At 45.4% G+C, this 23,890-nt stretch carries 29 protein-coding genes, 2 tRNA genes, 1 other RNA gene and 1 other annotated feature; of the genes, 31 read left to right on the top strand and 1 reads right to left on the bottom strand.

Annotated features, from left to right (window positions below):
* The first annotated feature begins 5 nt into the window (after window positions 1–5).
* From rpoC to rlmH, 28 genes are all read left to right on the top strand, one after another.
* Window positions 6–3,659: a DNA-directed RNA polymerase subunit beta' gene (gene rpoC, locus AABI20_RS06015; RefSeq protein ID WP_059394063.1), complete on the top strand. Its 3,654-nt coding sequence runs from the start codon at window positions 6–8 to the stop codon at window positions 3,657–3,659.
* A gap of 94 nt (window positions 3,660–3,753) precedes the next feature.
* On the top strand, window positions 3,754–4,206 hold the full coding sequence (locus AABI20_RS06010; RefSeq protein WP_047974804.1) for a hypothetical protein: 453 nt from the start codon (window positions 3,754–3,756) through the stop codon (window positions 4,204–4,206).
* Between the two features lie 191 nt (window positions 4,207–4,397).
* Complete coding sequence (locus AABI20_RS06005) at window positions 4,398–4,808, top strand: Mini-ribonuclease 3 (RefSeq protein ID WP_047974803.1); 411 nt, start codon at window positions 4,398–4,400, stop codon at window positions 4,806–4,808.
* The gene (gene rlmB, locus AABI20_RS06000) at window positions 4,801–5,550 is read left to right on the top strand and encodes a 23S rRNA (guanosine(2251)-2'-O)-methyltransferase RlmB (protein WP_047974802.1); all 750 of its coding nucleotides are present in this window, start codon (window positions 4,801–4,803) and stop codon (window positions 5,548–5,550) included. Before AABI20_RS06005 ends, rlmB begins: the two co-directional genes overlap by 8 nt.
* Window positions 5,551–5,596: 46 nt before the next feature.
* Window positions 5,597–6,163, top strand: a complete 567-nt coding sequence (locus tag AABI20_RS05995; protein ID WP_338345141.1) for an RNA polymerase sigma factor — start codon at window positions 5,597–5,599, stop codon at window positions 6,161–6,163.
* Window positions 6,164–6,216: 53 nt separating this feature from the next.
* Window positions 6,217–6,366, top strand: a complete 150-nt coding sequence (rpmG, locus tag AABI20_RS05990) for a 50S ribosomal protein L33 (RefSeq protein ID WP_082131899.1) — start codon at window positions 6,217–6,219, stop codon at window positions 6,364–6,366.
* 11 nt (window positions 6,367–6,377) lie between these two features.
* The gene (gene secE, locus AABI20_RS05985) at window positions 6,378–6,554 is read left to right on the top strand and encodes a preprotein translocase subunit SecE (RefSeq protein WP_338347118.1); all 177 of its coding nucleotides are present in this window, start codon (window positions 6,378–6,380) and stop codon (window positions 6,552–6,554) included.
* 93 nt (window positions 6,555–6,647) lie between these two features.
* Complete coding sequence (nusG, locus tag AABI20_RS05980) at window positions 6,648–7,217, top strand: transcription termination/antitermination protein NusG (protein WP_047974799.1); 570 nt, start codon at window positions 6,648–6,650, stop codon at window positions 7,215–7,217.
* Between the two features lie 162 nt (window positions 7,218–7,379).
* Window positions 7,380–7,844, top strand: a complete 465-nt coding sequence (gene rplK, locus AABI20_RS05975; protein WP_047974798.1) for a 50S ribosomal protein L11 — start codon at window positions 7,380–7,382, stop codon at window positions 7,842–7,844.
* Window positions 7,844–8,536, top strand: a complete 693-nt coding sequence (gene rplA, locus AABI20_RS05970; protein WP_047974797.1) for a 50S ribosomal protein L1 — start codon at window positions 7,844–7,846, stop codon at window positions 8,534–8,536. Before rplK ends, rplA begins: the two co-directional genes overlap by 1 nt.
* Window positions 8,537–8,572: 36 nt before the next feature.
* Window positions 8,573–8,691: a sequence feature (ribosomal protein L10 leader region), on the top strand.
* A gap of 23 nt (window positions 8,692–8,714) precedes the next feature.
* Window positions 8,715–9,233, top strand: coding sequence for a 50S ribosomal protein L10 (gene rplJ / locus AABI20_RS05965; protein WP_047974796.1), 519 nt, complete (start codon window positions 8,715–8,717; stop codon window positions 9,231–9,233).
* A 50-nt stretch (window positions 9,234–9,283) separates the two neighbouring features.
* Window positions 9,284–9,652, top strand: a complete 369-nt coding sequence (gene rplL / locus AABI20_RS05960; protein ID WP_047974795.1) for a 50S ribosomal protein L7/L12 — start codon at window positions 9,284–9,286, stop codon at window positions 9,650–9,652.
* 75 nt (window positions 9,653–9,727) lie between these two features.
* A complete protein-coding gene (locus tag AABI20_RS05955) occupies window positions 9,728–10,345 on the top strand; it encodes a class I SAM-dependent methyltransferase (RefSeq protein ID WP_047974794.1) in 618 nt (205 codons plus the stop codon).
* Window positions 10,338–10,871 (top strand): tRNA adenosine(34) deaminase TadA, encoded by a 534-nt coding sequence (tadA, locus tag AABI20_RS05950; protein ID WP_047974793.1) that lies wholly within the window; start codon window positions 10,338–10,340, stop codon window positions 10,869–10,871. The genes AABI20_RS05955 and tadA overlap by 8 nt, the downstream gene beginning before the upstream one ends.
* A gap of 70 nt (window positions 10,872–10,941) precedes the next feature.
* Window positions 10,942–11,028: signal recognition particle sRNA small type (ffs, locus tag AABI20_RS05945), an RNA gene on the top strand.
* A 46-nt stretch (window positions 11,029–11,074) separates the two neighbouring features.
* A complete protein-coding gene (dnaX, locus tag AABI20_RS05940) occupies window positions 11,075–13,078 on the top strand; it encodes a DNA polymerase III subunit gamma/tau (protein WP_338347115.1) in 2,004 nt (667 codons plus the stop codon).
* 3 nt (window positions 13,079–13,081) lie between these two features.
* On the top strand, window positions 13,082–13,687 hold the full coding sequence (gene recR / locus AABI20_RS05935) for a recombination mediator RecR (RefSeq protein WP_047974791.1): 606 nt from the start codon (window positions 13,082–13,084) through the stop codon (window positions 13,685–13,687).
* Window positions 13,687–13,953 (top strand): YaaL family protein, encoded by a 267-nt coding sequence (locus tag AABI20_RS05930; protein WP_047974790.1) that lies wholly within the window; start codon window positions 13,687–13,689, stop codon window positions 13,951–13,953. The genes recR and AABI20_RS05930 overlap by 1 nt, the downstream gene beginning before the upstream one ends.
* A gap of 9 nt (window positions 13,954–13,962) precedes the next feature.
* Entirely contained in the window at window positions 13,963–14,595 is a 633-nt protein-coding gene (tmk, locus tag AABI20_RS05925) for a dTMP kinase (protein WP_288846518.1), read from the top strand.
* A gap of 4 nt (window positions 14,596–14,599) precedes the next feature.
* Complete coding sequence (locus tag AABI20_RS05920) at window positions 14,600–14,923, top strand: cyclic-di-AMP receptor (protein WP_047974788.1); 324 nt, start codon at window positions 14,600–14,602, stop codon at window positions 14,921–14,923.
* A gap of 6 nt (window positions 14,924–14,929) precedes the next feature.
* Window positions 14,930–15,892 (top strand): DNA polymerase III subunit delta, encoded by a 963-nt coding sequence (locus tag AABI20_RS05915; protein ID WP_288846519.1) that lies wholly within the window; start codon window positions 14,930–14,932, stop codon window positions 15,890–15,892.
* 6 nt (window positions 15,893–15,898) lie between these two features.
* Window positions 15,899–16,816, top strand: coding sequence for a 16S rRNA (cytidine(1402)-2'-O)-methyltransferase (gene rsmI / locus AABI20_RS05910; protein WP_338347113.1), 918 nt, complete (start codon window positions 15,899–15,901; stop codon window positions 16,814–16,816).
* Window positions 16,809–17,567, top strand: coding sequence for an acyl-[acyl-carrier-protein] thioesterase (locus tag AABI20_RS05905; protein WP_338345150.1), 759 nt, complete (start codon window positions 16,809–16,811; stop codon window positions 17,565–17,567). Before rsmI ends, AABI20_RS05905 begins: the two co-directional genes overlap by 8 nt.
* Window positions 17,568–18,563 (top strand): UDP-glucose 4-epimerase GalE, encoded by a 996-nt coding sequence (gene galE / locus AABI20_RS05900; RefSeq protein ID WP_338345152.1) that lies wholly within the window; start codon window positions 17,568–17,570, stop codon window positions 18,561–18,563.
* A 165-nt stretch (window positions 18,564–18,728) separates the two neighbouring features.
* Entirely contained in the window at window positions 18,729–19,607 is an 879-nt protein-coding gene (locus AABI20_RS05895) for an ROK family protein (protein ID WP_338347112.1), read from the top strand.
* 86 nt (window positions 19,608–19,693) lie between these two features.
* A tRNA-Lys gene (locus tag AABI20_RS05890) sits at window positions 19,694–19,766 on the top strand.
* A gap of 68 nt (window positions 19,767–19,834) precedes the next feature.
* A complete protein-coding gene (locus AABI20_RS05885; RefSeq protein WP_047974783.1) occupies window positions 19,835–20,590 on the top strand; it encodes a M15 family metallopeptidase in 756 nt (251 codons plus the stop codon).
* A gap of 592 nt (window positions 20,591–21,182) precedes the next feature.
* Window positions 21,183–21,662, top strand: coding sequence for a 23S rRNA (pseudouridine(1915)-N(3))-methyltransferase RlmH (gene rlmH / locus AABI20_RS05880; RefSeq protein WP_047974782.1), 480 nt, complete (start codon window positions 21,183–21,185; stop codon window positions 21,660–21,662).
* Window positions 21,663–21,724: 62 nt separating this feature from the next.
* Here rlmH and AABI20_RS05875 read toward each other — a convergent pair whose 3' ends face one another.
* Window positions 21,725–22,378: an NAD(P)H-hydrate epimerase gene (locus tag AABI20_RS05875; RefSeq protein ID WP_288846525.1), complete on the bottom strand. Its 654-nt coding sequence runs from the start codon at window positions 22,376–22,378 to the stop codon at window positions 21,725–21,727.
* Between the two features lie 78 nt (window positions 22,379–22,456).
* Here AABI20_RS05875 and AABI20_RS05870 point away from each other — a divergent pair, with 78 nt between their 5' ends.
* The 3 genes from AABI20_RS05870 to AABI20_RS05860 all read left to right on the top strand — a co-directional run bounded on the left by AABI20_RS05870 (window position 22,457) and on the right by AABI20_RS05860 (window position 23,474).
* A complete protein-coding gene (locus AABI20_RS05870) occupies window positions 22,457–22,786 on the top strand; it encodes a hypothetical protein (protein ID WP_288846526.1) in 330 nt (109 codons plus the stop codon).
* A gap of 47 nt (window positions 22,787–22,833) precedes the next feature.
* Window positions 22,834–22,921 (top strand) — tRNA-Ser (locus AABI20_RS05865).
* A 214-nt stretch (window positions 22,922–23,135) separates the two neighbouring features.
* The gene (locus tag AABI20_RS05860; protein WP_338347110.1) at window positions 23,136–23,474 is read left to right on the top strand and encodes a hypothetical protein; all 339 of its coding nucleotides are present in this window, start codon (window positions 23,136–23,138) and stop codon (window positions 23,472–23,474) included.
* Window positions 23,475–23,890: the final 416 nt, after the last annotated feature.

Raw genomic sequence — 23,890 nt, 5'->3', positions numbered from 1 at the left:
AATAGATGGCAATCGATGTTAATAAATTCGAGAGTATGCAAATCGGTCTGGCCTCACCTGATCAAATCCATGACTGGTCTCATGGAGAGGTCAAGAAGCCAGAAACGATCAACTATCGTACTCTTAAGCCTGAAAAAGATGGTTTGTTCGATGAACGAATCTTTGGCCCAACAAAGGATTACGAATGTGCTTGTGGAAAGTACAAGCGTATCCGTTATAAGGGAATCGTCTGTGACCGCTGTGGTGTTGAAGTTACTTCTGCCAAGGTTCGTCGCGAACGCATGGGTCACATTGAATTAGCTGCCCCAGTTACCCACATTTGGTACTTCAAGGGAATTCCATCACGAATGGGATTGGTCTTGGATATGTCACCACGATCATTGGAAGAAGTGATTTACTTCGCTTCTTATGTCGTTGTTGAACCAGGGGATGCTCCTGTTGAAAAGAAGCAATTGTTGACTGAACGTGAGTACCGTGATTATAAGAAGGAATTCGGTGCAAACTTTAAGGCCGGCATGGGTGCTGAAGCTGTGAAGGAATTGTTGGCCAATGTTGATTTGGCTGGCGAAGCCGATGCTTTGAAGCATGAATTGCAAGAAGCAACTGGCCAAAAGCGTGTTCGTGCGGTTCGCCGTTTGGATATTATTGAGGCATTCTTGCAATCAGACAATAAGCCAGAGTGGATGGTCATGGATGTTATTCCAGTTATCCCACCTGACTTGCGTCCAATGGTTCAATTGGAAGGTGGCCGTTTTGCCACTTCTGATTTGAACGATTTGTATCGTCGTGTGATCAACCGTAACAACCGTTTGAAGCGTTTGTTTGATTTGCATGCCCCAGGCATCATTGTTCAAAACGAAAAGCGGATGTTGCAAGAAGCTGTTGATGCCTTGATGGATAATGGTCGTCGTGGTCGTCCTGTTTCTGGTCCTGGTAACCGTCCTTTGAAGTCTTTGTCTCACATGTTGAAGGGAAAGCAAGGACGTTTCCGTCAGAACTTGTTGGGTAAGCGTGTTGATTACTCAGGACGTTCTGTTATCGATGTTGGTCCATTCTTGAAGATGAACCAAATGGGATTGCCACGCCCAATGGCAATCGAATTGTTCCGTCCATTTATCATGCGTGAATTGACGAAGCGTGGCCTTGCTGGCAACGTGAAATCAGCTAAGCGTAAGATTGATAAGGCTGACGAAGACGTCATGGACGTTTTGGAAGACGTTATCAAGGAACACCCAGTTCTTTTGAACCGAGCACCTACATTGCACCGTCTTGGAATCCAGGCCTTTGAACCGGTCTTGGTTTCAGGAAAGGCAATGCGTTTGCACCCATTGATCTGTGAAGCGTATAACGCCGATTTCGATGGTGATCAGATGGCCATTCACGTGCCTTTGTCTGATGAAGCGCAAGCGGAAGCTCGTTTGCTGATGTTGGCCGCAGGCCACATCTTGGCACCCAAGGATGGAAAGCCAATCGTTGCTCCTTCACAGGATATGGTGATTGGTAACTACTACTTGACGACTGAAGAAGCTGGTCGTGAAGGTGAAGGCATGATTTTTTCATCTGTTGATGAAGCTCGCATTGCCTTTGCTAACAAATTAGTTCACTACCAAACTCGTGTCGGTATTCAGACTTCTTCATTCTCAGAAAAGAAGCCATTTACTGACGACCAACGGTCAAAGATTATGGTGACCTCAGTTGGTAAGCTGATTTTTAACGAAATCTTGCCAGTTGAATTCCCATTCATCAACGAACCATCTGATGATAACTTCCAAGGAGTTTCTGATGACTTCTTTATGGAACCGGGGGAGAATATTCACGAATTCTTAGCAGATCGTGAAATCATTAAGCCATTCAAGAAGGGCTTCTTGTCTGACATCATCGCGGAAGTCTACAAGCGCTACAAGGTGACGGAAACGTCATTGCTTTTGGACCGCATGAAGGATTTGGGTTATGACATTTCAACCCAATCTGGTTTGACCGTTGCCATGACAGATGTTACGGAATTGGCTGACAAGCCAAAGATTTTGGCTGATGCGCACGCTGAAGTTGAACAAGTAACGAAGCAATTCCGTCGTGGTTTGATTACAGATTCAGAACGTTACCAACGTGTTATTGATATCTGGTCAAAGGCCAAGGATGTTATCCAAGACGAATTGATGGCTACTTTCGACACTCGTAATCCTATCTACATGATGCAGGATTCAGGTGCTCGTGGTAACATTTCGAACTTCGTTCAGTTGGCTGGAATGCGTGGTTTGATGGCTGGACCTGGTGGTAAGATTATCGAATTGCCAGTTACATCAAACTTCCGTGATGGTTTGACTGTTATGGAAATGTTTATCTCAACTCACGGTGCTCGTAAGGGTATGTCTGATACGGCCCTTAAGACGGCCAACTCAGGTTACTTGACTCGTCGTTTGGTTGATGTTGCTCAGGACGTTATCGTTCGTGAATACGACAACGGCTCTGATCGTGGTGTTGCTGTTAAGGCTATCGTTGATGGCAGTTCAGTGGTTGAACCATTGTACGACCGAATTCTTGGTCGTTACGCTATGAAGACTGTCTTTGATCCTGAAACAGGTGAAAAGATTGTTGCCCGCAACGAAATGATTGATGAAGATGCCGCTAAGAAGATTGATGCTGCTGGTATCGAAGAAGTCACTATCCGTTCAGTCTTTACATCAACGACAGAACACGGTGTTTCTGTCTTAGATTACGGACGTAACTTGGCTACTGGTGAAGAAGTTGAAGTTGGTGAAGCCGTTGGTACTGTTGCCGCCCAATCAATCGGGGAACCTGGTACGCAGTTGACCATGCGTAACTTCCACACGGGTGGAGTTGCCGGTGGAAACGATATCACGCAAGGTTTGCCTCGTGTGCAGGAAATTGTTGAAGCTCGTATCCCTAAGGGACGTGCTGAAATTTCTGAAGTAACTGGTAAGGTTACGACCATTGAGGAAAATCCAGCCGAACGTACAAAGGAAGTGACAATTGAAGGTGAGACTGATACTCGCACCTACACATTGCCTTTGGCTGCTCGGATGCGCTTCGGTGAAGGTGACATGATTAACCGTGGTGATGCCATCAATGAAGGACCAATCGATCCAAAGGAATTGTTGGCCGTAACGGATACTTTGACTGCTGAATCATACATGTTGTCAGAAATCCAAAAGGTTTACCGTTTGCAGGGTATCGAAGTTTCCGATAAGCACATCGAAGTTATGATTCGTCAGATGTTGCGTAAGGTTCGTGTCATGGATCCAGGTCAGACTGATTTGTTGCCTGGAACTTTGATGGATATCGCTGATTTCAAGCGTGCTAACGAACCAGCGTTGTTTGCTGGTAAGGTTCCTGCGACTGCTCGTCCTGTCTTGCTTGGAATTACAAAGGCTGCCTTGGAGACTAATTCATTCTTGTCAGCTGCCTCATTCCAAGAAACAACGCGTGTCTTGACGGATGCTGCTATCCGTGGCAAGAACGATCCACTTGTCGGTTTGAAGGAAAATGTTATCATTGGTAAGATTATCCCTGCCGGTACTGGAATGGCTGAATATCGTAAGATTAAGCCAGAAGTTGTTGGTGAAGTTGTTGACCAACCAGAAGAAAAAGACATTCAATCTTTGGACCAAGTTGCCCAAACAATTGACGGTCAAGACTAAAAGAATCATGGGAAAACCAGCGAAAGCTGGTTTTTTTATTGTCCAAAGTCTCTGAGTACGGTAGACTAGGAGTAGATTTAAAAACGAGGCAAGCATGAAAAAAGTAAAAATTGACTGGATTGATTGGATCCAAAAGCTGAATAAAAAACAACTTTGGGCAACGGCGGTCATTCCGGCGGTGCTCCTATTAGTCTTATTGTTGGTTCGCATTGAAACCGGTAACGAAGCCTATAATCAAAACTGGTTTGTTTATTTCTTTGCGGTCCTTTACGCTGCCGCGTTTAGCCCGATTGGGGAACAAATCCAATTCCGTTTGTTTCCACAATCCATTCCGCATAACCAATACCAGGTAACCACTTGGTCGCAATGGAAACAGGCGATGATCACGGCTGCTGTTTTGATGATTATTTCGCTTTTATTTTGGCCAATTCAAAAGCAAGGTGAAATTGCGATTCACCTGATTGCCGCGATTATTGTTGGCTTTTTGTCAATGTGGACAATTCGGATGGTGCAGGGAATGCGCCAAGAAAAGAAAAATAAGCGTTAAGTTAATCACTCGTTATCAGTCAGTGAGCTCACGACTGGGGCGAGTGTTTTGCCTTGTTAAATGAATGTTACTTAGGCTTTAATTTGGTAAAATCAGGACAAAAAGAGCCTGATTACTTGTTGGGTCAGAACAAAGTTGGTACTGTCTAGGTGTCGCTAGCCTGGTTGGACCAAACTGAAAAGAGATATTGAATGGAACAACTTGACTATGAACAGATGAATGGGCTGTCTTTAGCCTACATCGGTGATGCGATTTATGAATTAACGGTCCGCAATCATTTGGTCGCCATGGGATTAACAAAAGTAAACGACTTACAGAAAAAGTCACGGCACTATGTCTCGGCCAAAGCACACGCTGCCTTGTACCAATTGATGGAAGATGATCAATTGTTAAAGGAGAATGAGTTAACTTACTTTAAGCGTGGTCGCAATGCCAAATCATATACCAAGGCTAAAAATACCAACGTTGTGGCATACCGGATTTCAACTGGTGTGGAAGCGATGATTGGCTACTTGTACTTGTCTAAGCAAGAAGAGCGTTTACAAACGATTATGGAATGGATTTTCGACCAAGTGGAAAGTGGGAGAACGAACAATGTCTAATGAACAAGCACCAGCCTTTATTTACGGTCACCATGCCGTTGTTGAGGCTTTAAAACAAAAAACAGCAATCAACAAGTTGTGGCTACAGCCAGGTCTGCAGCCAAAGGTAGAGCGGGAAGTTAGCCAATTAGCTAAGCAACAAGGCATTGTTATCCAACAGGCGCCGAAAGCAAAGTTGGATGAGTTAGCGGATGGTGGTAATCACCAGGGCTTGGTTTTGTCAGTGGCTGCCTTTACTTATGCTAGTCTAGACGACTTGTTTGACAAGGCTAAGAGCAAAAATGAGGATCCTTTTTTCCTGATTTTGGATGAAATCGAAGATCCCCATAACCTAGGATCCATTTTGCGAACGGCTGACGCTGCTGGTGTTCATGGTGTCATTATCCCGAAGCGTCGGGCAGTGCAACTGACGGGAACGGTGGCTAAAAGTTCTACTGGTGCCATCGAGCACGTACCGGTTTGTCGCGTGACGAATTTGGTGCAAACGGTTAAGACATTGAAAGAACGTGGCGTTTGGATTTTTGGCACTGACATGGCCGGACAAGATTATCGGACATGGGATGCCAAGGGTGCTACGGCTCTAGTTATTGGAAATGAAGGAAAAGGAATTTCGCCCTTGCTGAAAAAGCAGGTTGACGGTATGTTAACCATTCCGATGATTGGTCATGTTCAGTCGTTGAATGCCAGTGTGGCCGCTAGTTTATTAATCTATCAAGGATATAGCTCAAGACACCCTCTCTAAGGGGCCTTGTGTTCACAAAGCCCCCTGTGAAAAGGAGGCTTTTTTGATGGAAAAAATACAATTGCGGGAGGGGAGCCACGAGGTGCTCTTAGCGCAACAAGGTGATGAGGAGGCATTTGTAACCCTCTATCGTCGTCATGTGGGCATGGTTTGGCTGGTCTACGGTAACTATTTGACCAATGTTTGCCGCGCCGATGATTGGGAGGCGTATGCCCTCGAAGCCATGCTACACTGCCTAAGGCGTTACGATGTGCAAAAGGCTCGGGCCAAGTTTTCGACCTATTTAATGGCTGCCTTGCGTAATCGGGCGATTGACTATATTCGCAAGCAAAATACAAAACAGGAGCAGTTTAACCGCGCCATGACGCATTTTGATGCCGGTCAGGATTTGCCTGTTGTTATTGCTGAGCCAACGGGAACACCAGAACAACAATGCATTGCTCGTGAAACTCTAGCGGAAGTCTTAAACTGTCGTAAAAGCGAAGTGGCTCAAATTATTAGTTTTTTAATTGGTGATGGAAAAATATTATTAAAACCGCATGAATCAAATCATCAAGTGACGAGGGTTCAATATCGGTTGAAACAGGCCTATTTACGTCGACTCCATGAGTGAATGTTGAAAATCAAGCCTAAAGATGCTATGATGCTAGTCAGTGAGGTAACTTTATGCCAAGTCAAAAAGCATCATTGGCCTGTGAGGTCTGTGGATCAAGAAATTACACCGTTACCCTGGCAAAGGGGCGGGTTGAGCGCTTGAGCGTGAAAAAGTTTTGTTCCCATTGCGGAAAGCATACGCTCCACCGAGAAACAAAGTGAGGTAGTGAACCATGATTACATACTTTAAAAATGTCGCTGTAGAAATGCGCAAAGTTTCTTGGCTGTCAATGGAACAAACGACAAAGGAAACGGTTGCTGTAATTAGCATTTCAATCGTTTTTGCTATCATTATCGGTGCATCAGACTGGCTTTTACAACAAGGAGTCAATTTGTTCTTGGCACGATAAGCCGGAATATAGTATACTAAAGGCAGTTAAAAGAGTCAGCGGACTCTTTTTTATTTGCAATTCAAGGAGGAAGGGCATTCGCCCAAAATAACCATGACTGAAGAAATCGAAAAAGCTTGGTTCGTTGTCCACACATATTCAGGTTACGAACACAAGGTTCAAGCAAACTTGGAATCACGAACACAAACAATGGGAATGGCCAACCAAATTTTCCGGATTTTGGTGCCAGAACAAGAAGTTTCGACTGTTCAAGATGGTGAAGTAAAGACTTCCATCGAAAATGATTTCCCTGGTTATGTCTTGGTTGAAATGGCCACTCCACAAGATGGTAACATGACCGATGAAGCTTGGTACGTCGTTCGTAACACGCCAGGCGTTACTGGATTCTTGGGTTCTCACGGAGCCGGATCAAAGCCGAACTCTTTGTTACCTGAAGAAGTCGAATTGCTGATGAAGCGAATGGGTATGACTGGTCAAGCAACTGTTGACTTGGACATCGAAGTTGGTCAAACAATCAAGATTGTTGCTGGTCCATTCAATGGTATGGAAGGAATTGTCCGTGCAATTGATAATGAGAAGCAGGAAGTTGAAGCAACGGTTGAGGTCTTTGGCCGTGAAACGCCAACTGAACTTGGCTTCAATGATATCGATACAAACTTTTAATTAAAGTTTAGACCTGTTACAAACGCCTTTGTTAACGGGTTTTCAGAAAAAACGTCCTTTACTTGGGACGTTTTTTTTGTTATACTGTTCTGGTATGTCAAAGACATGCGTGGAAGTAGCACTAAAGCTACGTTCTACCACAACACGAGGAGGAAATATATCGTGGCTAAAAAAGTTATCAATGTTGTGAAACTGCAAATTGCCGCTGCCAAAGCAACTCCAGCTCCACCAGTTGGACCTGCCTTGGGACAAGCCGGTATTAACATCGCACAGTTTACTAAGGAATTTAACGCACGGACTGCTGACCAAGCTGGTTCAACAATCCCTGTCGAAATCTCAGTTTTCGATGATCGTTCATTCGAATTCGTTACTAAGACTCCACCAGCAGCTGACCAATTGCGTAAGATTGTTGGTAAGGGTTCTGGTGAACCTAACCGTACTAAGGCCGGTAACGTAACCTTGGACCAAATTCGTGCAATTGCTGAAAACAAGATGGCAGATTTGAATGCCAACGACGTAACAGCAGCCATGAAGATGATCGAAGGAACAGCCCGTTCAATGGGTGTTACGGTCGACGGTGTGGACTTGACTGTTGAAGGAACAGCAATCAAGGAGGACGCAGAATAATGACACAAAAGCATGGTAAGAAGTATTTAGAAGCTGCTGCTAAGGTTGAAGCTGAAAAGGCTTACGCATTGGCAGACGGAATTGCTTTGTTGAAGGAAGTTTCATACGCAAAGTTTGACGCTTCAGTTGAAGTTACTTTCAAGTTGAACGTTGACACTCGTCAAGCTGACCAACAACTCCGTGGTGCTGTTGTTTTGCCTAACGGTTCTGGTAAGGACAAGACTGTTGTTGTCTTTGCTCAAGGCGACAAGGCAAAGGAAGCCGAAGCTGCTGGTGCTGACGTTGTTGGTGCTGCTGACTTGGTTCAACGTATCCAAGACGGTTGGTTAGACTTTGACGTTGCTGTTGCAACTCCTGACATGATGGCGCAAGTTGGTCGTGTTGGTCGTGCATTGGGTCCTAAGGGATTGATGCCAAACCCTAAGACTGGAACTGTAACCATGGATGTTACCAAGGCTGTTTCAGATGCTAAGGGTGGTCAAGTGACTTACCGTACTGACCGTGACGGAAACGTTGCCGTTACTGTTGGTCGTGTATCATTTGACGATGCAAAGTTGGCTGAAAACATCAAGTCAATTGCTGACACTGTTTTGAAGGCTCGTCCTGCAGCTGTTAAGGGAACTTACGTTTCAAACGTTGCTTTGTCTTCAACAATGAGTCCTGCAGTTACTTTGGACTTGGCTTCTCTTTAATTGACAGACTAGCTGAAAACTGCTAAGATAAATAAGTAAATAAAATCAATTTTGCCTAAGACTCAGGTGGTGCTTGCACCTTAATATCCTGCCGAGGAAGTTATCAATTAACTTTACCCGTCTGTCTTTTGCAGGCGGGTTTCTTTTGCAAAAAAAATCTTTGAAAGGAGAATTTCATATGAGTGAACAAGCTATTGCAATCAAAGCACAGAAGGTTTCAGAAGTTGCCGATCAATTTAAGGCCGCTTCAGCCGCTGTTGTTGTCAACCCTCGTGGTTTGACTGTTGCTGAATCAACTGACTTGCGTTCACAGTTGCGTGAAGAAGGCGTTGTTTTGGAAGTTATCAAGAACAAGGTTTTGGAACGTGCTGCTAAGGAAGCTGGTTTCGAAGAATTGAACGATTTGTTTGCTGGCCCATCAGCCGTTGCCTTCTCAAACGACGACGCTGTTGCCCCAGCCCGCATTTTGAAGAAGTTTGCTGACGGAAATGACAAGCTCGTTATTAAGGGTGGTGTTGTTGACGGAAGTATTGCTGGTGTTGATGAAATCAACAAGTACGCTTCATTGCCTTCTTACGAAGGTTTGCTTGGTCAGTTGATGGCCGAATTCCAGTTCCCAATCCGTTCTTTCGCTTATGCTGTTAAGGCATTGCAAGAAAAGAAGGAAGCTGAAGAAGCTGCCCCAGCTGCTGAATAAGCACAACTATAAATTACAAACTATTTAAAAACTAATTGGAGGAATTAATCATGGCTTTTGATAAAGACGCGATTATCGCATCATTGAAGGATGCAACAATTTTGGACTTGGCTGATTTGGTTTCAGCTATCGAAGAAGAATTTGACGTTTCAGCCGCTGCTCCTGTAGCCGCTGCTGGTGCTGCTGGTGCCGATGGCGCAGCTGCTAAGTCAGACTTTGACGTAGAATTGACTTCAGCAGGTACTGCTAAGGTTAAGGTTATCAAGGCAGTTCGTGAAGCTACTGGTCTTGGCTTGAAGGAAGCTAAGGACATGGTTGACAACGCACCTTCTGTTATTAAGGAAGGCGTTGCCGAAGCCGATGCTAACGAATTGAAGGAAGCTTTGGAAGCTGCCGGCGCTTCAGTTACTTTGAAGTAATCCTAGAAAAAGGGCCTTTAGGGGCTCTTTTTTTGTACATATTTTAGTAAAATGAGAACAGAGGACGACAACGCAATGACGGAAAAAATTTCAGGTGAACAATACTTCACAGCGCAACCAGATGCAGCCCATGACTATCAAAATTTTGATTTCGAGCTTTTAGGCAATAATTTGCATTTCACGACGGATGCTGGTGTTTTTTCCAAGAGAACGGTGGATTTTGGGACACGGACGATGCTTTCCGTCGCGGCGGAAACTGATTTTCCAGCTGGTCGGGTATTGGATTTGGGAACTGGTTACGGTCCGGTGGGGATTGCTATTGCCAAGGCGCTGAATAAGAATGTTGACATGGTCGATGTGAATCAGCGCGCTCTTGATTTGGCCCAAAAGAATGCCAATAAAAACGGGGTGGGCAGCCAGGTGAAGGTTTTCCAGTCCAATATTTATGAAGACGTTCAGGACCAATATGCCTTAATTTTGGTCAATCCGCCAATTCGAGCTGGAAAGCAAGTGGTGACAGCGATGCTCCAGGAAGCTAAAAACCATTTGCTGCCAGGTGGGAAGTTGTTGGCTGTTTTGCAAAAAAAGCAGGGCGCACCATCGGCTCGAAAGAACCTGGAAGCCGTTTTCAATGATGTTTCGATTGCCGGTAAAAATAAAGGCTACTATGTCTTGGAGGCAGTCAATGGCTGAAATCCCAACTTTAAGCTCTGACCAAGTGGCTTATTTTATGGATGTTGCTTTAACGGAGGCGAAGCGGGCGGGTGAAATTGGTGAAGTGCCAATTGGTGCCGTGATTGTCAAAGACGGGCAGGTGATTGCGACCGGTTCCAACCGGCGGGAAATTGATCAAGAGGCCAGTAGTCATGCTGAATTATTGGCGATTAACCAGGCAAATCAGGAGCTCGATACTTGGCGCCTGGAAAATACGGCACTCTTTGTAACATTAGAGCCCTGCTTGATGTGTGCAGGTGCCATCATCAACGCTCGGATTCCATTGGTCTATTATGGTGCCCAGGACCAAAAAGCAGGGGCTGTCTCGTCTCTCTATAATGTCTTTGAAGACGAACGGTTGAACCATCAAGTGAAAGCTTACGCGGGTGTTAAGGCTGAGCAATCTAGGGCCTTATTGAAGGATTTTTTTCAAGAAATTCGTCAGAAGCAAAAGGCAAAAAAGCAGGCTGCCAAGGAACTGAAAAAGTTAGCCGAAAGTGAGTAATCATCAGGTTTCCAGGCTGATTTTTCTTTTGGGAAACGCTTGCTAAAAACCTGATATTTCGCTATAATAACAGTGCAGGCAAGGGTTGCCTTTCGAACCGAGTCAGGACAGAAATGTAGCAGCTCTAAGATTGATTAACCTTGTGCTTGTGTACATAGTAAAACCGCCAAACGGCGGCTTTTTTTGTAAGGGAGGGGACCACCATGGCATATCAAGCACTTTACCGGGTGTACCGGCCAAGGACTTTTGAGCAAATGGTCGGCCAGGAAGTGATTACCAAGACGCTCGAGAACGCTATCGAGCAAAAGCAAACGGGTCACGCCTACCTATTCTCGGGACCACGAGGAACGGGAAAGACTTCAGCTGCCAAAATTTTTGCTCGAGAGGTTAATGGTATCAGCGAAGGCCATGCAAATGAGTCCCACCCTGACATTATTGAAATTGATGCTGCTTCGAACAACGGTGTTGATGAAATCCGCTCCATCCGTGATTCGGCTAATTACGCGCCGATTGAAGCACCGTTTAAAATTTATATTATTGATGAGGCCCACATGTTATCGACGGGGGCCTTTAATGCGCTTTTAAAGACTTTAGAGGAGCCACCAGCTCAGGTAAAGTTTATTTTAGCGACGACTGAAGTGCAAAAAATGCCCGCAACGATTCTGTCGCGGACACAGCGCTTTGAGTTTAAGCGCCTTTCAAACGAGACAATTAAGAACCGCATGACTGAAATCCTACACCAGGAAAATCAGGCATTTGAAGACCAAGCCTTAGATGTTGTGGCGACTGCCGCCGAAGGTGGGATGCGCGATGCTTTGTCAATTTTGGACCAGGTGATTGCCTACGGTCCCGATAAAATTACGCTCGAAAACGCCCTGACGGTAACCGGTTCGGTCAAAATCGATCAGTTACTGACTTACTTAAATCAGGTGTTGGACCAAGATACGGCGGCCGCTTTGGCCACTTTGTCTGCGATTTTGTTGGCAGGGAAGGATGCCAATCGCTTCTTAGCTGATTTGATGGCGACCCTGCGGGATGTGATGCTCGTTGATTTAGCGCCGGATTTGGTCAAGGCAACCAGCAAGGTGGAAGAGTTAAAGGCCTTTAAAATCAAAATCTCTCAAGACCAGTTGCAGCAAATGCTCGTTGTTATCGACGACGTAAAAACCCAGTTGGCGGCCTCGCTGCAAAGTGATATTTACCTTGAAATCTTAACGGTTAAGTTGACGCTTTCAGACGAAGACAAAAGTCAGCCAGTCTCAAAGGGTCAGTCGACTCAAACACCGCTGACAAATGGCGCAACTGAGAAACAAGTCAAGCCAACTGCTAAGGCAGTTGACACAGACCAGATTGAGTCAGCCGCTGTTTACGCTTTGGATACAAAGCAAGCTACAACGACCGGGGTTAGGGTTGCAAAAACATTGCAAGCCCAACCAGCTGCTATCGAGGCTGCTAACCAACATGCTCAACAAGAGCAGGCACCAAGCACAAAGCCAGAGCAGAACACTGATGTGTTGGCGGAAGATGACTTTGCTGGTGAAGAACCAGGTTTACCAGTTGAACCTGAGGTAAGCCGGCCAGTAGCAGAGCCAAAGAAAAGCACAGCGGACACTCAAGAACAGCCGGCCCAAGCAACAACGGCTACCAGCCAGCCAGCTACTCGAGCGCTCCCAACCGTTTATATCGGTCAAGAGCCAGTTCAAGCGGTTCTGTCTCAAGCAAAGCGTGAACGGCTGACACAGGCGCAAAACATCTGGCCCGACTTAGTCAAGGGCTTTGCAGTCAAAGATCAGGCGGTCTTGCAGACGGTCGAACCAATGGCCTCTTCCGACCAGGCCCTGATTTTAGCTTTTGATTTTCCGGCCATTATGGATGCTAGTTTACAGAATAACGATTTACTGGCGAACTTGGCAAATGCTCTGCGGGAAAATCAGCTACCAGAAACTTTAGTCTTGCGAAGTAAGGACGAATGGCAAAACGATCGGGCGGCTTACGTGGCAGCCTTGCGATCGGGACAAAAAATCGAGATTTCACTCGCTGACCTGACTCCGACTGTCTTAGAAGCCAATCACGACCAGGTGGCTCCAATGATTGAGACGGCGAACCAAGAAAAAGTTGACCAAGGGCCTGATTTAGTTCAAGAGGCAAAGGATCTCTTTGGGGATGATTTGGTCGTTGTGACCAAAACAGATGATGAAGGGAAATAGGACATGCAATATCCAGAACCAATTGCAAAATTAATCGATTCATATTCGAAGTTACCGGGGATTGGGGCAAAAACCGCCAGCCGGTTAGCCTTTTACACATTGGGGATGGATCAAGAAGATGTTAAATCCTTTGCAAACGCCTTGGCAACGGCGAAAGAATCAGTTACATTTTGTGAAATTTGCGGTAATATAACAACAAAGGATGAAAATCCCTGTGCCATTTGTTCCGATCCTAGCCGTGATCAAAGTACGGTTTTGGTCTTGCAAAATCCAAAGGATGTGATGGCGATGGAACAGACTGGGGAATACCACGGACTTTATCATGTCTTAAATGGCGTGATTTCCCCCAGTGCCGGAACAGGGCCAGAGGATATTAATCTGCCATCTTTAATTAAGCGCCTTTCAAAGGATGAACAGATTCAAGAAGTAATTGTTGGGACGAACGCCAATACCGATGGCGAAGCTACCGCGATGTACTTGGCGCGCCTTTTGAAGCCAGCCAATATTAAAGTAACCCGACTAGCAACCGGCTTAGCGGTTGGAGCCGATATCGATTATGCTGACCAACTGACCTTGATTAAGTCCATCGAAGGCAGAAATGAGCTCTAATGTTTAATAAAAAGAAAAAAGTGAATACGGGTTTTCTCAAAGAAGAGTTTGATGAATTGCTTTTAAGTCAAATTAATCAAGCGCGTTTAGAATATCACCAAGCGCAAGAATCCGAAACGGCATTGGTTGATTCGCGGGTCAACGGTCATATGATTCAGGCCCAAACGGCAGTCGATAAGGCAAAGTTCTTGTACCTCTACAATGAAGCAAAGCGTCGCAAAGCGGTGGCGAAGCAACCGCTGATTTTCAAGCAACCACAGGAATAGGAGCTTCACATGAGTGAGATGCATTTTTTATCATTTGAGGGTCCAGAGGGTGCAGGGAAAACCACGGTGATTGAGGCGGTGCGCCCGTACTTAGCAGAATTGGCTCAGGCGGATGTCTTAGTAACCAGAGAACCAGGTGGAACACCAGTAGCCGAAGGAATTCGAACGCTTCTCCAAGAAAAAACGGAGCCAGCAATGGATCCGTGGACGGAAGCGCTGCTCTATGCCGCTTCTCGGCGTGAGCACCTTGTCCAAACCGTCCAACCGGCAATTGCTGCGGGCAAGGTGGTTTTGTCAGACCGGTACCTTGATTCGTCATTGGCCTACCAAGGTGGTGGGCGTGAACTGGGTGTTGGCCGAATTGCCGAGTTAAATGCTTTTGCCACGCAGGGGCAACTACCAGACCTAACGATTTACTTGGATTTACCGGTTGAGGTTGGGTTGGAGCGGATTTTTGCCAATCGAAAGGGCAAGATTGACCGACTGGATGAAGAGGAACTTTCTTTCCATCAGACGGTCCGTCAAACTTATTTGGAATTGGTGGAAAAAAGCCCCAAACGAATCAAGCTGGTCAACGCCAACCAAGATGTTCAAGCTGTAATTGAAGAAGTCAAGCAGGTCCTGGCGACCTATTGGAGGTAAAAAGATGAAATTAGTCAATGCCATTGTTCAAGATAAAGATGCAACAAAGTTAGCCAACGCCTTCGTCAAGGCTAAGATTCAAGCAACTCGTCTCGCCACATCCGGTGGCTTCTTACGGTCTGGTAACACGACCTTCATCATTGCTATTGATGAGGACCGGGTTGAGGAAGTTCTGCAAATTATTAAAGATATTTCACAAAAGCGGAAGCAATTTATGGTGCCACCAATTAGCGTGGAGGGGGAGCGGACAGGTGCTTTCCCAGTCGAAGTCGAAGTGGGTGGGGCCACTGTTTTCACGCAGACAATTGATGATTTCTACCAGTTCTAATTTTTAATGGCTAAAAAAAACAGTAACAAGGGTCAAATAGCCCAAAATACCGCCGAACCGGCTCTTGTTGACCAAGACTTTCAGGCAATGGCAGAAGCGGCTTATCCGGCTAATTACCGCCAGTTTGAGCAAGCGGTAGCAGAAGATCGCCTTTCACACCTCTATTTGTTAACCGGTGTGGGGGATGCTGAAAAAATCGCCTTGGCGCAGTCGTTAGCTTCCTTTGTCCTTGGCCAAGATGAGCTGACAAAGCAGCGACTAGCGGCCTTTGACCATCCTGATTTTGTGACCGTTTTACCCGAAAAACCGGGAGCAGCGATTAAAATTGCGCAAATCAGGTCCTTGGTCCCAGAGCTGACGACAACTGCTTTGGAAGGAAAACGAAAAATCTTCGTGATCGACCAGGCGGATACGTTGACGACGGCCGCGGCTAATTCCTTGTTGAAGTTTATCGAGGAACCGGCGGGCCCGCAATTGATTTTGCTGTTAGCAAATAAAGCAAGCGATGTCTTGGCAACGATTCGATCGCGTGCCCAGCTGGTGAATCTACAGGCCTCCAATCAAGTCAACCTGGATAGTCAGGCTGCGAAGGAGGCTTTTGCCAAGGAAGCCCAGACAAAGGTTTTCAAGTGGTTTGAGCTAGCAATGACGCAGGATGTGGCTTTAATGGCTTATCTGCAGGGACAGCTTTTGCCCTTGGTGACCCTCAAGGACCAGGAAAATCAGGTTCTGTCTTGGCTTCAGTCACTCGGTCGCGATTTAGCAGTTTATGCTTATGTTGATCAAGACCAATTGGCTTTTCCACAGTTGCTTGGTTTTTATAAGGAAATGGTCAAACGTTATCAACCAGACCAGCTGTTAGCAGTGGGTAAGCTGATTTTGCAAACCGACCAATTGAAAAACGTTAATATTTCTTGGCAAAGTCGGTTAGAAAAGCTAGGGCTCGAAATCACAATAGCCTTGGGATAGGATGATATGCAGGTACAAAAAAGTTTTGCAGAACAAAAAACGGGGACGTTGTACCTCGTTGCCACACCAATCGGTAACCTTCAGGACATGTCAAATCGCGCCATTGAGGTCCTGTCGACTGTTGATGTGATTGCTGCTGAGGACACAAGACATACACAGCTGTTATTAAATTATTTTGATATTCATACCAAAAAGACGGCACTGCACGAACATAACTGGCAGGAAAGGGCACCATTGATTGTTCAGGACCTTTTAGCAGGACAGTCGGTTGCCCAAGTTTCTGATGCGGGCTTGCCCTCGATCTCCGATCCGGGGAAGGAACTAGTGGCCCAAGCAATTGTTGCTGGGATTCCAGTTGTGCCTGTGCCAGGTGCTTCAGCCGGTATTACAGCCCTAATTGCTTCTGGCTTAGTGCCTCAACCCTTTTATTTTCATGGTTTCTTACCACGAAAGAAGGGGGAACAACAGACCGTTTTGGCGGACCTTGCTCGTCGACCAGAAACGTTGATTTTTTATGAGGCCCCTCATCGCCTAAAGGCAACCATGGAAAATCTACTAACTGTTTGTGGCCCCAACCGTCGCGTCGTCTTGGCTCGGGAGTTAACAAAGCGGTACGAGGAATTCTTGCGCGGGACCACGAAAGAGTTGGCCGATTGGCTAGTTGAAAATCAGGCCCGTGGGGAATTTGTTTTGATGGTTGCCGGCGCTAGCACAGAAGACCTAAAAGAAATGGCTGAACCACAGCAAGTAGATGCACAAGTTTTGGCTGAAACCGCTGACCTCCCCGTGGACCAAGCGGTGGCCGAATTAGTGACGGCCGGTCAAAAGCCCAATCAAGCCATCAAGCAGGTGGCCAAGGACCGGGGATTAAACCGGCAAGAGGTTTATAAAATTTATCATCAAATCGAGGAAGACCATGGCTGATATTTTTTCAATTACACGACCTATTGAGTATTATCAGGTCGATTTGACACGAAAACTTTCATTACCAATGGTCTTGAATCTGGCCATCCTGTGCTCACGACTTCAGGGTGAGCATTTGAACGTTGGCTATACCGAAACCGATAAACGCGGTTTGGGTTGGGTCATCTTACAATATGATTTAAAGATTATTCGCCGGCCAAAATTAGGTGAAAAAATTACAATCGAAACCAAGGCTGGTGAATGGTCTTCTTTCTTTGCCATGCGTGGTTTTTACTTTAAGGATGCCAATGGTGAGGTCATTATTGATATTGATTCCCTTTGGGCCTTGATTGACCTAGAGACCAGGCGAATGCAGCGCTTGCCAGAGGACCTGGTGGTTCCCTATGGTGGCCAAGAGGTGCGCCGCTTGGACAAGATGGTTAAGGTTGATAAAATCAGAGATGAAGATGTTCAGGTTAGGCGACCCTATCAAGTGCGCTTCTTGGACATTGATGGAAACCGCCACGTTAACAATTCCAAATATTTGGAGTGGATGCTGGATGTATTGCCCTTTGATTTCCTAAAAGACCATGAGGCGACTAATTTGACCATTCGTTATGAAAACGAAGTCCATTACGGTCACCAAGTTGAATCACAAGCGATTTTAACAGATAATAAATCAAGACACCGGGTTGTCAAAGAAGACGGTATTTCGGCGGAAGCCGTGATTACCTGGATGGATCGACCCGAACAAAAAAGTGAGGAAAAGTAAATGTCTGTATTAGTATTAGGTGGCGCTGGCTATATCGGTTCGCACATGGTGCGCCGGTTGTTGGACCAAGGCCAGGATGTTGTTGTTGTTGATAATTTGGTCAAGGGACACCGGGCAGCGGTTGCGCCAGAAGCCAAGTTCTACCAAGTTGACATTCGTGACAAGAAGGCTTTGTCTGAGGTTTTTGAAAAAGAGAACATCGATGCCGTTGTTCACTTTGCAGCCTTCTCAATTGTGCCTGAATCCGTTGCCGAACCATTGATGTACTTTGATAACAACACGGCAGGAATGGTGACTTTGCTTGAAGTAATGAAGGACTTTAATGTGAAGAAGATTGTCTTTTCGTCAACGGCCGCAACGTATGGTAACCCAGTTAACATTCCCATCAAGGAAACTGACCCACAAAACCCAATCAATCCTTACGGGGAATCAAAGTTGATGATGGAAAAGATGATGGCCTGGGCCGATTCAGCCTATGACATCAAGTGGGTGGCCTTGCGTTACTTCAACGTGGCGGGTGCCATTGATGATGGATCAATTGGTGAGGACCACGGTCCAGAAACACACTTGGTGCCAATCATCTTGCAGGCAGCAGCCGGTCAACGTGACTACATCGAAATGTTTGGGGATGACTATAACACGCCAGATGGTTTCAACGTCCGTGATTACGTCCATGTTGTTGACTTGGCAGACGCTCACATTTTGGCCTTGGATTACTTGGCTAAGGGTAACAAATCAGCTCAATTTAACTTGGGATCAGCCACTGGTTTTTCTGTTAAGGAAATGGTTGAGGCAGCCCGTGAAGCAACTGGTGTAAACATTGAAGCCAAGGTTGGCCCTCGCCGTCCTGGTGACCCTGATATTTTGGTTGCGGATTCCACGCAAGCTCGAGAAGTCTTGGGCTGGCAACCAAAGTTTGACAACGTGAAGGACATCATCAAAACAGCTTGGAATTGGAAAGAAAAGCATCCAAACGGCTATGATGACCGCAAATAAAGTTAAAAGGCCAAAAGGCCTTTTTTTAGTGGGATTTTGTAATATAATTAATAAAAAAGCAAAAAAGTGTTGTTTGTTTTTCTGTAAGCGTTTACAATAAAGGTAAAGAAACGTGTTGACTAAAATCAACCTCCGGTTCAAAACAAAGCGGAAAGGATGTTCGCCATGGCACTATTAGGAGCAATTGAAGGCGGCGGTACGAAGTTTGTTTTAGCTGTCTGTGATGAGGATATGAAGATTGTTGACCGTCAGTCGATTCCGACTGAAGACGGTGAAAAGACGCTTGATGCGGTGATTGCCTACTTTGATCAGTTTGAGGATATCAAAGCAGTGGGGATTGCGATGTTTGGACCGATTGATATTAACCCGGAGTCCAAGACTTATGGCCGCGTCTTAGACACACCAAAACGTGGTTGGTCTGGTTATGATTTCATGGGTCGAATGAAAGCCTGGCGTGACATTCCTTACTACTGGACCACGGACGTTAATGGCGCTGCGTGGGCAGAGTATAAGACGGGGGCTGTGAAGGAAAATCAATCAATGGTTTACCTGACGATTGGTACTGGTGTTGGTGCTGGAATCATCAACCGTGGCCATTTTCTAGCTGGTTACGGCCATCCTGAAGCAGGCCACATTATGATTCAAAAGCATCCAAAGGATGACTATCAGGGCCATTGCCCATTTCACCAAGACCACTGTTTGGAAGGTTTGGCTTCTGGACCGGCTATGGCCGAGCGTTGGGACATGACGGCCAAGGAATTGCCTGATGATCATATCGCTTGGGAAATCGAAGCCGACTACTTGGCACAGGCCGCTGTCGACTTTACGGTCATCCTCCGTCCCGATAAGATTATTTTTGGTGGTGGGGTGCCACACCGTGAAAATTTGTTACCAATGGTTCGGAAGGCCTTTGCGGATAAGTTCCGTAACTATTTGGCAACACCTGATTTTGAGGACTACATTGTTCCCGTTTCGACTGGAGATAATGCAGGTATCATTGGTTGCTTCTATTTGGCCCAAGCTAAGCTAGCGGAAGAAGAATAAATTAGAAAATTCCACTTTTTTGGCGAAAAAGCTTGCCGATTGTCACTATATATGGTATGATATCTTTTGTTGTGAAAGACATCCATGGTTAGTTAGCTCAGTTGGTAGAGCAACGGACTCTTAATCCGTGGGTCCAGGGTTCGAGCCCCTGACTGACCATCATAAAATAAAAGGCTGGAATTTATTCCAGTCTTTTTTTGTACCGTAAGGCCATAGGAGGTTTGCTGATGACAAATAAAAAAAGAATCATAGCGGTGATTATCGTTCTGATTTTATTGGCGGTGATTGCTTGGTTGGCACTTGGATCACATAGGCAAAATCAAGGCCAGAAAACGAGCCAGTCACAGACAAAGGCAACGACAACTAGCCTGCCAAAGGGTGTCAAGAGCACCGACTGGAACCTTGTGTTGATTAATAAGCAACATCCAGAAAATCAGGAAATTAGTTTTACCCAGGCTAAGGTTGGGGATAAGGTTGTTAACCAAAAGATTCAGCAAAGCGTGATTGATTTTATGGCAGGAGCCAAGGCGGCCGGTTATGATACCACCTTGGTGTCAGGCTACCGATCAATTGAATATCAGAAGGAAGTCTTTGCGAATGTCTTAGCAAACAACGAAAAGAATGGTGAATCGGAGGAAAAGGCGTTGGCCGAAACTAAGAGGGTTGTGCAAACACCTGGTTCATCCGAACACCAAACTGGTTTGGCCATTGATTTAGCTGGAAACGATGCTTTAGCGAAGTATCCAGGCTTAACTGGTGAGATGGACCAGTTCGCTTCGCAGCGTTGGCTAATTGACCACGCCCCTGACTATGGTTTTATTCTTCGTTACCCAAAGGACAAGGCATCGATTAAGGAGACGGGCATCGATTATGAGTCCTGGCATTTCCGGTATGTTGGGGTCACAAATGCGAAGTATATGACAAAACATCATCTAACCCTCGAGGCCTATTTGAAGGCTCTGAAGGCGCGTGAGGCGTCTTAAAAAATGAAGGCGGATAACTTGGAATTACGTTCCGAGTTATCCGCTTTTTTGTTGGCTGTGATTTAGTGAATTATTCCTTTATCGAAACGATTAGATAAATTTAATACACAGATGGAAAATGACATCTAATCAATAAAATTAGCGACTATACCAATTTTAGAATGTCTGTTCGGTTGATTTGCGGTAAAATGAATAGTTGAGTTACAAAAGAGTTTTTAAATTCGCCTTTTCTGTGGAAAAAGGCGGTATTCAGCGCTTTATCACAAGGACAACCTTAGACTATGTGGCAAAAAGACGAATGTTGACATGGACTTAAGGGGAACAGATGTGCTCTTTTGTTCGTAAAAAGGGGAATGGGGGAAAATTTGGGATAAGTTTTCAAAAATCCCAGTCTTATCGCCTTTCTCTTTTTGGAAAAGTTCCCCCAAAAGCCTGTGGATAAATGGTGCGTTTGGGGATAAACCAGCAGAAATTGGTCTATGTTGGCTGATTTTGTGGGTATAAGTCTGGGGAATAGTGGATAAAAAAGTGGATAAGTTGAATGAAAGGGAACAAGTTTTGATTTTAGACCAAAACAAGTGGTGAAATTAAAATGAAAATTAAAGTATTAACGGTTGGAAAATTAAAAGAAGATTACTTGAAAAAGGGAATTGCGGAATATGCCAAGCGCTTGAATCGTTTCGGGACTGTTGAAATGGTGGAGGTTGCTGATGAAAAGACGCCTGAAAAAGCATCGGCAGCCGAAAATCAACAAATCAAGGCAAAGGAAGCGGAACGAATCCAAGGAAAAATTGGGGAGCGGGACTTTGTCGTTGTTTTAGCGATTGAAGGGAAGGAACTAGCTTCGGAAGACTTTGCGCAGAAATTAGAAGCTGCCAAGAACACGGGGCACGGTACCCTCACCTTCATTATTGGTGGATCCCTGGGGTTGGACCCCGCCATTAAAAAGCGCGCCAACCTCTTACTTTCCTTTGGACGGTTAACGCTGCCGCACCAGCTGATGCGTTTGGTGTTGGTTGAGCAGATTTATCGAGCAATGATGATTTCAGCGGGTTCGACTTATCATAAATAAGTAGTAATCAAATGCGACAAAAAAGCCAAACCCTTCGAGGTTTGGCTTTTTTCGTAGTATTGCTATTGCTCTTTAATTGAGAACTGAAAATCCTCTGGGACGACAATCCCAATATCCTTGACCAGGACTTGTCCAGCAGATTTTTTTCCTGGATTCTCAGTGACACCGGCCTTGATAAAGCCAAAGGAAATTGTCGTTTTGGCTTTCAGTGCGGCACCCATAATTTGGCCGGTAGTGCCATTCACACCTGTTGGGAGGTCGAGTGCCACAACGGTACTTTCGATATGGTTGGCCGCCTTGACCATCTTTTGCAGGCCTTCAGGTAGATCCTTATTTAATCCAGTCCCAAAGATGGCGTCGATGATTAATGAAGCCTGCTTGAAGTCTGATTTTTCAGAACGGGGAACGCCACAGGCTTCAGCAATTTGTAGCTGATGCTTGACGGCGGGCTTAGCCTTGTTGGCATTACCGACAAACTGTAATGAAACGGGAATGTGCAACTGGTGCAACAAGCGCGCAAGGGCAATCCCATCGGCACCGTTATTGCCTAGGCCAACTAAGACCAAGACGTTGGAGAGGTCATAGGCACCGGCGCCAAGAACGTCCAAGGCGGCTAAAGCCGCACGTTCAATCAAAACATCTTCTGACAAACCGATGGTTGTCATCGTGTATTGGTCTAGTTCCTGCATTTCTTCTGTTGTCACGAGTTGTGTCATTCAAATCACCTTAGTATAATAGATATATTCAATTATAATATAGAACAGCAAAAAAGAGTAATGAAAGGCGGCCACAAAATGGATAACATGGAAGTTGCTGATGATTATCAACAGGTAAAGGACCAAGTGGCGATTTTGAATGCCCGAGGTGAAGCGGTCACCGAAGAAGAAATGATTGAGCGGACCCTTTTGCGTGGTTTGGAAGAAATTTTGGACTACCGGATGGATGGTACCTTTTACACGGTTAAGTGGAACAACCAGAAGGAGTTGGAGCTTTACGATGTCTATCATGAGCTTTCCGCAACCATTAAGCCAAAGGGCAACTCTTTGATGGAAGACTTTAAGAATGACGATCAAGGATTGTGGGACAACTTCAATTTGTCCGTGATGGCAATCGAGAACCGTTAAAAATGCTTGCCGTAACAAACATTATCTGTTATGATATTATCTGTTACGGAGAAGTACTCAAGAGGCTGAAGAGGCGCCCTTGCTAAGGGTGTAGACGTGTTAAAGCGTGCGAGGGTTCGAATCCCTTCTTCTCCATTTTGCTCATCAGGAGCAGTCAAGAGGGGTCACAAATCCCAGTGTTAAGCGATTTTGATTTTTTGGTAATCAAGAGAAATCAAGAGAAATCAAGCAAAAGTACAGAAAAAGGTACAGAAAAAATAAGCATGTTCTAGCTCTGTGACGGCCTTCGGGTCGTCTTTTTTTGTTGGTTTGGTGTGCTGTACAATAGTCTTAAAAGCACTTATGGGGGATGATTAGAGTGACACCAACACGGCTATTAGAACATTACTTTAAGGGCAAGGCACACGCTATGCTTGAGTATGCTGAAACTCACCAAGAGAATATGGGAAGGTACGCCCGTGAGAACTTTAATTTTTGGGTTGAGTTGGTTGATACGTTAGATGATTACACCAAAGACCTAGCGCCTAAAATCATCGAGATGGAAAAAGACCACTACAAAAACAAAAAGCCATTTGGCGAGTTTTACAACATCACAGCGCCAACGGCCGAGATTGAGCGAGTTAACAGAGACTTGAGACGGTTGGCCAGGTCAATCAAACAAGCAGAAAGAATACAAGCCACTAGGTAGCTCTTAGAAGCCCACCACGGCTTTTTTTATTTGTCTGCAGGTAATTTGCAAGCGGACAGGCTAGAATCTCAACACGCCCCCCCATACGTTGCCAATCAAGAGAGCGCTCACATATCGTCATTTTACATAAAAGCCAATTTTCAAAAATTTTAGGGTGGGGGGGTGACCAGTAGCAACAATTTTTTGCCACTTTTGACAAAATGGCTCAACAATGGCGTTTATATGGTGTTGGGTGTGTGGTTTTACTTGTTGTATTTTGATTAAATTGTTCGGTTTTTGTCGGTTTTTTAGGCTTGAATATGAACAGCATTTGTCTTTTTATTGCTAAAATATTGGAAAAGGACAAGGCGCAAAATGGGCGCTAAACACAACCCTGTTTTGAGCACTTTAATTAAAGTGGTCTGTGTATTGCTGAC

Source organism: Fructobacillus cardui (assembly GCF_963580785.1).
GTDB classification, from domain to species: domain Bacteria; phylum Bacillota; class Bacilli; order Lactobacillales; family Lactobacillaceae; genus Fructobacillus; species Fructobacillus cardui.
This window is presented reverse-complemented; position numbering and strand designations above follow the sequence as displayed.

What these genes read in the sequence shown, in the direction of transcription:
- AABI20_RS05955 (WP_047974794.1), top strand. Translation starts at nt 9,728, where the DNA reads ATGACGGAAAAAATTTCAGGTGAACAATACTTCACAGCGCAACCAGAT.
- rpoC (WP_059394063.1), top strand. Translation starts at nt 6, where the DNA reads ATGGCAATCGATGTTAATAAATTCGAGAGTATGCAAATCGGTCTGGCC.
- AABI20_RS05905 (WP_338345150.1), top strand. Translation starts at nt 16,809, where the DNA reads ATGGCTGATATTTTTTCAATTACACGACCTATTGAGTATTATCAGGTC.
- rplA (WP_047974797.1), top strand. Translation starts at nt 7,844, where the DNA reads ATGACACAAAAGCATGGTAAGAAGTATTTAGAAGCTGCTGCTAAGGTT.
- rplJ (WP_047974796.1), top strand. Translation starts at nt 8,715, where the DNA reads ATGAGTGAACAAGCTATTGCAATCAAAGCACAGAAGGTTTCAGAAGTT.
- galE (WP_338345152.1), top strand. Translation starts at nt 17,568, where the DNA reads ATGTCTGTATTAGTATTAGGTGGCGCTGGCTATATCGGTTCGCACATG.
- rplL (WP_047974795.1), top strand. Translation starts at nt 9,284, where the DNA reads ATGGCTTTTGATAAAGACGCGATTATCGCATCATTGAAGGATGCAACA.
- AABI20_RS05885 (WP_047974783.1), top strand. Translation starts at nt 19,835, where the DNA reads ATGACAAATAAAAAAAGAATCATAGCGGTGATTATCGTTCTGATTTTA.
- AABI20_RS05875 (WP_288846525.1), bottom strand. Translation starts at nt 22,378, where the DNA reads ATGACACAACTCGTGACAACAGAAGAAATGCAGGAACTAGACCAATAC.
- AABI20_RS05870 (WP_288846526.1), top strand. Translation starts at nt 22,457, where the DNA reads ATGGATAACATGGAAGTTGCTGATGATTATCAACAGGTAAAGGACCAA.
- AABI20_RS05920 (WP_047974788.1), top strand. Translation starts at nt 14,600, where the DNA reads ATGAAATTAGTCAATGCCATTGTTCAAGATAAAGATGCAACAAAGTTA.
- AABI20_RS06010 (WP_047974804.1), top strand. Translation starts at nt 3,754, where the DNA reads ATGAAAAAAGTAAAAATTGACTGGATTGATTGGATCCAAAAGCTGAAT.
- AABI20_RS06005 (WP_047974803.1), top strand. Translation starts at nt 4,398, where the DNA reads ATGGAACAACTTGACTATGAACAGATGAATGGGCTGTCTTTAGCCTAC.
- AABI20_RS05915 (WP_288846519.1), top strand. Translation starts at nt 14,930, where the DNA reads ATGGCTAAAAAAAACAGTAACAAGGGTCAAATAGCCCAAAATACCGCC.
- AABI20_RS05895 (WP_338347112.1), top strand. Translation starts at nt 18,729, where the DNA reads ATGGCACTATTAGGAGCAATTGAAGGCGGCGGTACGAAGTTTGTTTTA.
- rlmH (WP_047974782.1), top strand. Translation starts at nt 21,183, where the DNA reads ATGAAAATTAAAGTATTAACGGTTGGAAAATTAAAAGAAGATTACTTG.
- AABI20_RS05930 (WP_047974790.1), top strand. Translation starts at nt 13,687, where the DNA reads ATGTTTAATAAAAAGAAAAAAGTGAATACGGGTTTTCTCAAAGAAGAG.
- dnaX (WP_338347115.1), top strand. Translation starts at nt 11,075, where the DNA reads ATGGCATATCAAGCACTTTACCGGGTGTACCGGCCAAGGACTTTTGAG.
- AABI20_RS05995 (WP_338345141.1), top strand. Translation starts at nt 5,597, where the DNA reads ATGGAAAAAATACAATTGCGGGAGGGGAGCCACGAGGTGCTCTTAGCG.
- secE (WP_338347118.1), top strand. Translation starts at nt 6,378, where the DNA reads ATGATTACATACTTTAAAAATGTCGCTGTAGAAATGCGCAAAGTTTCT.
- AABI20_RS05860 (WP_338347110.1), top strand. Translation starts at nt 23,136, where the DNA reads ATGATTAGAGTGACACCAACACGGCTATTAGAACATTACTTTAAGGGC.
- rpmG (WP_082131899.1), top strand. Translation starts at nt 6,217, where the DNA reads ATGCCAAGTCAAAAAGCATCATTGGCCTGTGAGGTCTGTGGATCAAGA.
- tadA (WP_047974793.1), top strand. Translation starts at nt 10,338, where the DNA reads ATGGCTGAAATCCCAACTTTAAGCTCTGACCAAGTGGCTTATTTTATG.
- nusG (WP_047974799.1), top strand. Translation starts at nt 6,648, where the DNA reads ATGACTGAAGAAATCGAAAAAGCTTGGTTCGTTGTCCACACATATTCA.
- recR (WP_047974791.1), top strand. Translation starts at nt 13,082, where the DNA reads ATGCAATATCCAGAACCAATTGCAAAATTAATCGATTCATATTCGAAG.
- rlmB (WP_047974802.1), top strand. Translation starts at nt 4,801, where the DNA reads ATGTCTAATGAACAAGCACCAGCCTTTATTTACGGTCACCATGCCGTT.
- rsmI (WP_338347113.1), top strand. Translation starts at nt 15,899, where the DNA reads ATGCAGGTACAAAAAAGTTTTGCAGAACAAAAAACGGGGACGTTGTAC.
- tmk (WP_288846518.1), top strand. Translation starts at nt 13,963, where the DNA reads ATGAGTGAGATGCATTTTTTATCATTTGAGGGTCCAGAGGGTGCAGGG.